Origin of the sequence: Cellulosimicrobium funkei (genome assembly GCF_004519295.1) — a bacterium.
GTDB classification, from domain to species: domain Bacteria; phylum Actinomycetota; class Actinomycetes; order Actinomycetales; family Cellulomonadaceae; genus Cellulosimicrobium; species Cellulosimicrobium funkei.
Genome location: NZ_SOZH01000003.1, coordinates 614883 through 623119, shown reverse-complemented (window position 1 = coordinate 623119; position 8237 = coordinate 614883). Strand labels below are relative to the sequence as shown.

Here is an 8237-nt window from a genome sequence, read left to right as displayed (position 1 = left end):
TGCCCTGGAGACGGGGTGGGAGAGTAGGACGCCGCCGGACAACCCTTCACCGAAGGCCCACCCCACACGGGGTGGGCCTTCGGCATTTCCGCGCCCAGCACGCCGACTCGCTGGTGCCGCAGCACGCCGTGCAGAGCGCGTGCGAGAGCCGCCGACCGGACCGGACGCCACCGCGCGTCCGCCGCCGGGTGCGAAGCCGGGCTGCCGCGTCGTCAGCGCGTCGCCGGTGACACGGCACGAGCCTCGTCGTCCCGTCGTGGGAGGATGGCCTGCGCAAACTTCAGAACGAGAGGGAACCCCGGTGAACGACACCCCCCGTGAGCCCGAGCCGGATCGTCCGTCCTCGGGCGACGACCGCGGCGGTCGCCGCGACCGTGACGGCCGGCAGGAGCCCCCCCGTGAGGGACGTGGCCGGCAGGGCGGCGCGCCGTCGGGCGACCGCCGTGGCGGGCCCGCCCGGGGAGCGGGCCGAGGCGCCGGGGACCAACGGGGCCGCGGCGAGGGCGGATACCGTGGTCGGCGCGACGACGATCGGGGCCGCCCGGGCGGTGACCGGCCCGCACGGGACGGCGCGAGCCGCGGTACCGGCGGACGCCCGGACCGCGACCGGCGCGACGGGGCTCGCGGCACCGGTGACGCCCGGAGCGGCGACCGCTCCGAGCGTCGGGGTGCGTGGGGCGAGCGTGGCGACGCGTCGCGTGGTCCGCGGCGGGACTACGGCGCAGCCCGTGACGATCGGTCGCGTCCTCGGGACGGTGACAGCGGGTCGCGTCCGTGGCGTGACGGTGCGGACCGGCCGGCACGGGGCGGCGACGCGGGTCGGGGTCGCTTCGACCGCGACTCCGCGGGCGGGCGCCGGGGACCGGGCGGACCGCGCGACGATCGCCGCGGTGGTGACCGTCCCGGTGGCGAGCGCCGGGGTCACGCCCCGCGCGCCGGGGCGGGGCGCGACCGCGAGGGCTTCGACCGCCGTCCCGAGCCCCGACACCCTGCCGGCCCGGACCTGCCCGAGGACGTGCAGATCTCCCAGCTCGACCGCGCCGCGCGCGGCAGGCTCCGGACGCTGAGCAAGGACACCGCCGAGGTCGTCGGGCGCCACCTCGTCATGGCCGGCCGCCTCATCGACACCGACCCGGAGCTCGCGTACGAGCACGCCCAGGCCGCGGTGCGTCGTGCGGGTCGCGTCGACGTGGCGCGCGAGGCCGCGGGCCTGACGGCCTACCGGACCGGTCGGTACGCCGAGGCGCTGCGCGAGCTGCGCACGGTGCGCCGTCTCAACGGGTCCTCGGAGCACCTGCCGATCATGGCCGACTGCGAGCGCGGTCTGGGGCGGCCCGAGCGCGCGCTCGCCCTCGCGTCGTCGGACGAGGCCGCGACCCTGGACGATGTCGGCCGGACCGAGCTGGCGATCGTCGTGAGCGGCGCGCGCGTCGACCTCGGCGAGCTCGACGCCGCTCTCGCGGCGCTCGACAACGTGCCGCCGGTCGGCCGCGGCGGCGAGCTCGGCGCCCGCGTGCTCCAGGCGCGCGCGTCCGTCCTGGAGCTCGCCGGCCGCACGGAGGAGGCCGCCGAGATCCTCGCCGGCATCGACGCGCGCCTGCTGGCGGCCGCGCTGGGCGAGGAGGACGAGGACGTCGTCGTCTACGACCTGAGCGAGGAGCTCGAGGAGGAGGACGGCGACACGGACGGCTCGGAAGAGCCCGACGCCACGACCGACGAGCCCGGCGGTGCTCCCCACGCGGACGAGCCCGGGCCGGCGTCGTCCGGCTCGGACGAGCGCGAGACGGACGAGCACGCGACGGACAGGGGCGACCGGTGAGCGCGGGCCTGCTCGCGAGCGACGTCGCCCTCGCGGACCGCTACGACCTCGCGCTCGTCGACCTCGACGGGGTCGCGTACCGCGGGCACGAGCCGATCGAGCACGCGTCCGAGGGCCTCACGGCCGCGCGGGGGCGCGGGATGCGGCTCGTCTTCGTGACGAACAACGCGTCCCGCGAGCCCGAGTCGGTCGCGGAGCAGCTCACCGGTCTCGACATCCCGACGACGCCGGACGAGGTGATGACCGCGGCGCAGGCCGCCGCGGCCCTCCTGCGGACCCGGCTCGAGCCGGGTGCGCGCGTCCTCGTCGTCGGTGGCGCGGGTCTGCTGACGGCGGTCCGCGAGGCGGGCTTCGTCGTCGTGGCGAGCGCGGACGACGAGCCGGACGCCGTCGCGCAGGGTTTCGCGCCCGAGCTCGGCTGGACCCAGCTCGCCGAGGCCGCCTACGCCGTCCAGCGCGGTGCCTGGCACGTGGCGAGCAACCTCGACCTGTCCCTCCCGACGGCCCGCGGGTTCGCGCCCGGCAACGGGGCGCTCGTCGGGGCGGTGCGGGCCGCCACGGGCGTGACGCCCGACAGCGCGGGCAAGCCGTCGCCCACGATGTACGGCCTCGCGATCGACCGGGCAGGCGCGCGGGCGCCGCTGGTCGTCGGCGACCGCCTGGACACCGACCTCGCCGGAGCGCGTGCCGGGGGCTACCCCGGTCTGCACGTGCTCACGGGCGTGAGCACCGCGCGGGACGCGATCCTCGCGGAGCCCGGGCTGCGGCCCCACTACGTGGGCGCAGACCTGCGCAGCCTCCTGGAGCCGCACCCCGCGCCCGAGCGCGGCGCCGAGGGCTGGTGGACGTGCGGTGACAGCGCGGCGCGCGTCGACGACGGCGCACTCCGGCTGGACGTGCGTGGCGCGGCGACGATCGACACGGTGCGGGCCGCGGCGTCGGCCGCCTGGGCGGTGGTCGACGAGGGCCTGCCCGTCGACCCGGCGAGCGTCCCCGACCTCCCGGTGGGGACGCACTGACGGCACGCGGGGCGGACCACGGCGGCGACGCGCGGCGCGCGGCGCGCTTCCGGCACCGCGCACGGTCGTCCGTGGGACGCTACCGGTAGCGTGGTCCGCGGTCCCGGGGCGACCCCGGGCGACGAGCGACCAGACAGGAGGCAGGACATGTCGGACGGTCCGCAGCGACCCGTGCCCGGTCCGCCTCCGGGCCGCGCGGCCGACCCGGGCGTCGGCGACGCCGAGGGGTCGCTCGAGCCCGTGCTCGCCCGTCTCGCCGAGCTGGACGGCCTCGCGACCACCGACCACGTGGGGGTGCTGGAGGCCGTGCACGACGCGCTGGTCGCCGAGCTGGCCCGCGCGGAGGACTGAGCGTGGGGGAGCGGGACGGCGCCCGGCTGGACGGCGAGCTCGTCCGGCGCGGGCTCGCACGGTCACGTCGGCACGCGGCGGAGCTCGTCGCGGCGGGCCGCGTGACGCGTGCCGGGACGGTGCTGACCAAGCCGTCGACCGGCGTCGGCCCGGAGGACGTCGTCGAGGTGGCCCCCGACCCGCACGACCCGGGCTACGCGTCCCGGGCCGCGTTCAAGCTCGCGGGCGTCCTCGACGCGCTCGACGCGCTCGACGCGGTCGCGGGCGAGAGCTCGGCGGAGTCGGGGGCGCTGCCCCGCGGCCCGGTGGTCGACGGCGCGCGGTGCCTCGACCTCGGTGCGTCGACCGGGGGTTTCACCGACGTGCTGCTGCGGCGCGGCGCGCGCGAGGTCGTCGCGGTCGACGTGGGCCACGACCAGCTCGTGCCCGCGCTGCGCGCCGACCCGCGCGTCGTCGTGCACGAGGCGCTCAACGTGCGCGACCTGTCGCCCGAGCACGTGGGGGTCGTGCCCGACGTCGTGGTCGGCGACCTCTCGTTCATCTCGCTGGCGATGGTCCTGCCCGCGGTGGCCGGCGTCGTCGGGCCCGGGACGGACCTCCTGCTCCTCGTGAAGCCTCAGTTCGAGGTCGGCCGCGAGCGGCTCGGCAGCGGCGGGGTCGTGCGCGACCCGGCGCTGCACGTCGAGGTCGTCGCCGCGGTCGCGCGGCACGCCGCGCTGGTCGGCCTTCGGCCGCTCGCCGTCGTGCCGAGCCCGCTCCCCGGTCCGAGCGGCAACCGCGAGTACTTCTGGTGGCTGCGCGCGGGCGACCCGGGCCGGGCCGACGGCGCGGCGTTCGAGGACGAGGCGCTCGAGGCCGCCGCGGCGCAGGCCGTCGCGTGGCAGCCGGGGCCCGACGGCGGCCCGCCCCCGGTCGTCGCGGTCGCCCGCGCCGCGGCTGCGTCCGCCGAGCTGTCCTTCGAACCGCCCGCCGAACCGCCCGCCGAGACGTCCGCCCGACCTTCCGCCGGGGCCGTCCCGCCATCGGCACCGCACGCCGCACCGGGTGCGACCGAGACCACCGACCGACCCCTGACCGGAGGAGCAGCGTGACGCGACGCGTCCTGATCGTCACCCACGGCGGCCGCCCCGAGGCGGTCGTCGCGCTGCACGAGGCGGTGAGCGAGCTCGAGCGCGCCGGGTTCGAGGTGACGCTGCACGACGACGACCTCGCGGAGTCGTTCGGCGACCACATGGCGCGCACGCGGGCGCGCGAGGGCGTCGCGGAGTCCGAGGTCGTCATCGTGCTCGGCGGTGACGGCACGATCCTGCGGGCCGCGGAGCTCACCCACGGCACGGGCGTGCCGCTGCTGGGCGTGAACCTGGGCCACGTCGGGTTCCTGGCGGAGAGCGAGCGCGAGGACCTGCGCGCCGCGGTGGGCCGTCTCGCGGCGTTCGACTACACGGTCGAGGAGCGCACGATCGTCGAGGTGCGCGCCTACCTGCCGGGAGAGCCGGAGCCGCTCGTCGGCTGGGCGCTCAACGAGGCGACGGTGGAGAAGGCGCAGCGCGAGCGCATGATCGAGGTCGTGCTCGGCGTCGACGGCCGCCCGCTCTCGTCGTTCGGGTGCGACGGCGTCATCACGGCGACCGCGACGGGGTCGACGGCGCACGCGTTCTCGGCCGGCGGGCCCGTGATGTGGCCCGAGGTCGACGCGGTGCTCGTCGTGCCGCTCGCGGCGCACGCGCTGTTCGCACGCCCGCTCGTGGTCGGTCCCCGCTCGACGATCACGGTCGACGTCCTGCCCGACTCGGCGTCGTCGGGCGTCCTCACGTGCGACGGCCGCCGCCGCATCGACCTGCCGAACGGCTCGCGCGTCGAGGTGCGGCGCTCGGACACGCCGCTGCGTCTCGCGCGCCTGAGCACGGCGCCGTTCACGGACCGGCTGGTGTCGAAGTTCTCGCTGCCGGTGGTCGGGTGGCGCGAGCGCGCGGCGAGCGTCGCCGCGACGGCGGGCACCACCGCGGAGCGCGCCGCCGCCGCTCCGGACGGCGCGGGCGAGACGGCCAGGCTCCCGGGCGACGGGGGCACCACGGACGAGGAGGAGTGAGCGTGCTCGAGGAGATCGCGATCGAGAACCTCGGGGTCATCCGGTCGGCGCGCGTCCCGGTCGGCGCCGGGCTGACGGTGATCACGGGCGAGACGGGTGCCGGCAAGACGATGGTCCTCACCGGCCTCGGCCTGCTCATGGGCGGCAAGGCGGACCCGGCGACGGTGCGACCGGGCGCGGCGAGCGCCGTCGTGGAGGGCCGGGTGCGCGTCGCGGACCGCCCGGCGGTCGCGCAGCGCGTCGACGACGCGGGCGGGCAGGTCGACGACGACGGCTCGGTCGTCATCCTGCGCACGGTCGCCGCGGAGGGCCGCTCGCGAGCGCACCTCGGCGGGCGCAGCGTCCCGCAGGGCGTCCTCGCCGAGATCGCCGACGACCTCGTCACGGTGCACGGCCAGTCGGACCAGCTCCGGCTGCGCACCGCGAGCCGACAGCGCACGGCGCTCGACGCGTTCGCCGGGCCGCAGCACGCCGAGCTCCTCGGGCAGTACCGCGAGGCGTGGGCCGAGCGGTCGGCGCTGCAGGCGCAGATCGACGACATCGAGACGCGCGCGGGCGAGCGCGCCCGCGAGGCGGAGCTGCTGCGCCTCGGGCTCGCCGAGGTCGAGCGGGTCGCGCCCCAGCCGGGCGAGGACGTCGAGCTCACCGCGCTCGTCGCGCGGCTCGGGAACGTCGAGGAGCTCCGGGTCGCCGCGCAGCTCGCGCACGACGCCGTCGCGGGCGACGAGGCCGCGGAGCCGCAGGAGAACGCCGTCGTGTCGGTGGATCGCGCGCGCCGCGCGCTCGAGTCGGTGGCCGGGACGGATCCCGCGCTCGCCCGCCTCGCAGAGCGGCTCGCCGAGGTGGGGTACGTGCTGGCCGACGTGGCCACGGAGATCTCGGGCTACGTCGAGGACCTGGCGGCGGACCCGGCGGGACTCGAGTCCGCGCACGCGCGCCTCGCCGAGCTGGGGACGCTCACGCGCAGCTACGGGGACACGGTCGACGACGTCCTCGCCTGGGCGAGCGACGCGGGGCTGCGGCTCCTGGACCTGGACGACGGCGGCGAGCGGCTCCAGGCCGCGACGGCGCGCCGCGACGAGCTGGACGCGGAGCTGGACCGGCTCGGCACGGCGATCACGGCCTCGCGCGAGCGGGCCGCCGCCGAGCTCGCCGCGGCCGTGACCGACGAGCTGCGCGGGCTCGCGATGGGCGGGGCGAGCCTCGTCGTGGACGTCGAGCGGGCCGAGGAGCCCGGCCCGTGGGGCGTCGACGCGGTGACGTTCTCGCTCGTCGCGCACGCGGGCGCTCCCGCCCGCCCGCTGGGCAAGGGGGCGTCGGGCGGCGAGCTGTCGCGCGTCATGCTCGCGATCGAGGTCGCGCTCGCGACGGCCGCCGTCGACGGCACCGGCCAGGTGCTGCCCACGTTCGTGTTCGACGAGGTCGACGCGGGGGTCGGGGGCAAGGCCGCCGTCGAGGTAGGGCGGCGGCTCGCGTCGCTCGCGCGGCGCACCCAGGTCGTCGTCGTCACCCACCTCGCGCAGGTCGCCGCGTTCGCGGACGTGCAGCTCGTCGTGACCAAGGCGTCGGGCGAGGGCGACCCGTCGACCGCGGTCACGGTCACCGGTGTGCGCGAGGTCACGGGGGAGGAGCGCGTCCGCGAGCTCGCGCGGATGCTCTCGGGCCAGGAGGACTCCGACGCGGCCCGCCGCCACGCGGTGGAGCTTCTGGAGTCGTCGGTCGTGGGACGATAGGGCACGATGAGACTCACTCTGCGCAAAGCCTCCCTGCCGGAGGCCGGGTCCGGCACGCTCGGCCCGGCCAAGGTCGACGCGCGCACGAAGGCGCTCACGAAGCGGCTCAACCCGGGCGACGTCGCGGTGATCGATCACGTCGACATCGACCGGGTCGCTGCCGACGCGCTCGTCGCCGCGAAGCCGTCCGCCGTGCTCAACGCGGCCAAGTCGGTCTCCGGCCGCTACCCGAACCTCGGCCCCGACGTCCTCGTCGAGGCCGGCATCGTGCTCGTCGACGACCTCGGCCCCGCGATCATGGCGATCCCCGAGGGACGCGTGGTACGGCTCGACGGCGGCAAGGTCTACCTGGGCGACGACCTCGTCGCCGAGGGCGTGCTGCAGAGCGAGGAGACGGTCGCGCGCAGCCTCGAGGAGGCGCGCGCCAACCTCTCGGTCGAGATCGAGTCGTTCGCCGAGAACACGATGAACTACCTGCGCCGCGAGCGGGACCTCCTGCTCGACGGCGTCGGCGTCCCGGACATCCGCACGTCCATCGAGGGGCGTCAGGTCCTCATCGTCGTGCGCGGCTACCACTACCGCGAGGACCTCGCGACGCTGCGCCCCTACATCACCGAGTACCGCCCGGTGCTCATCGGCGTGGACGGCGGCGCGGACGCGATCCTCGACGCGGGGTGGAAGCCCGACATGATCGTCGGCGACATGGACTCGGTCTCCGACCGCGCGCTGAGCAGCGGCGCGGAGATCGTCGTGCACGCCTACCGCGACGGCAAGGCGCCCGGTCTCGAGCGCGTGCAGGAGCTCGGCGTCGAGCCCGTCGTCTTCCCGGCGACCGGCACGAGCGAGGACATCGCGATGCTTCTCGCCGACGACAAGGGCGCCGAGGTGATCGTGGCCGTCGGCACGCACGCGACGCTCGTCGAGTTCCTCGACAAGGGCCGTGCGGGCATGGCGAGCACGTTCCTCACCCGGCTCCGGGTCGGCGGCAAGCTCGTCGACGCCAAGGGCGTGTCGCGCCTGTACCGGCACCGGATCTCCAACCTCCAGCTCTGGCTCCTGTCGATCGCCGGGCTCCTCGCCGTCGTCGCGGCGCTGTGGTCGACGGCGGCGGGCCAGACGTTCTTCGGGATCGTGGGCGCCCGGTTCGACGACCTCTGGTCGTGGATCGGGACGCTCTTCTCGGGCGGCGGCTGATCCCGCCGGGCCGTCGTGGTCGACGGCCCGCG

The 8237-nt window shown here is 76.7% G+C and carries 7 protein-coding genes; all 7 read left to right on the top strand.

Annotation, left to right across the window (positions count from 1 at the left end; genetic code table 11):
- The first annotated feature begins 1015 nt into the window (after positions 1 to 1015).
- The 7 genes from E1O70_RS05885 (at position 1016) to steA (ending at position 8205) form a co-directional block, all read left to right on the top strand.
- On the top strand, positions 1016 to 1819 hold the full coding sequence (locus E1O70_RS05885; RefSeq protein ID WP_076404982.1) for a tetratricopeptide repeat protein: 804 nt from the start codon (positions 1016 to 1018) through the stop codon (positions 1817 to 1819).
- The gene (locus E1O70_RS05880; RefSeq protein ID WP_061268237.1) at positions 1816 to 2838 is read left to right on the top strand and encodes an HAD-IIA family hydrolase; all 1023 of its coding nucleotides are present in this window, start codon (positions 1816 to 1818) and stop codon (positions 2836 to 2838) included. Before E1O70_RS05885 ends, E1O70_RS05880 begins: the two co-directional genes overlap by 4 nt.
- A gap of 147 nt (positions 2839 to 2985) precedes the next feature.
- Positions 2986 to 3189 (top strand): hypothetical protein, encoded by a 204-nt coding sequence (locus E1O70_RS05875; RefSeq protein ID WP_061268236.1) that lies wholly within the window; start codon positions 2986 to 2988, stop codon positions 3187 to 3189.
- A gap of 2 nt (positions 3190 to 3191) precedes the next feature.
- Entirely contained in the window at positions 3192 to 4280 is a 1089-nt protein-coding gene (locus E1O70_RS05870) for a TlyA family RNA methyltransferase (RefSeq protein WP_276321379.1), read from the top strand.
- Positions 4277 to 5278 carry an NAD kinase gene (locus E1O70_RS05865; protein WP_061268235.1) on the top strand — a complete coding sequence of 334 codons (1002 nt, stop codon included), beginning with the start codon at positions 4277 to 4279 and terminating at the stop codon, positions 5276 to 5278. Before E1O70_RS05870 ends, E1O70_RS05865 begins: the two co-directional genes overlap by 4 nt.
- Positions 5279 to 5280: 2 nt before the next feature.
- Positions 5281 to 7011 carry a DNA repair protein RecN gene (gene recN, locus E1O70_RS05860; RefSeq protein ID WP_061268245.1) on the top strand — a complete coding sequence of 577 codons (1731 nt, stop codon included), beginning with the start codon at positions 5281 to 5283 and terminating at the stop codon, positions 7009 to 7011.
- Between the two features lie 6 nt (positions 7012 to 7017).
- Positions 7018 to 8205 (top strand): putative cytokinetic ring protein SteA, encoded by a 1188-nt coding sequence (gene steA / locus E1O70_RS05855; RefSeq protein ID WP_021482582.1) that lies wholly within the window; start codon positions 7018 to 7020, stop codon positions 8203 to 8205.
- Positions 8206 to 8237: the final 32 nt, after the last annotated feature.

What these genes read in the sequence shown, in the direction of transcription:
- E1O70_RS05875 (WP_061268236.1), top strand. Translation starts at nt 2,986, where the DNA reads ATGTCGGACGGTCCGCAGCGACCCGTGCCCGGTCCGCCTCCGGGCCGC.
- steA (WP_021482582.1), top strand. Translation starts at nt 7,018, where the DNA reads ATGAGACTCACTCTGCGCAAAGCCTCCCTGCCGGAGGCCGGGTCCGGC.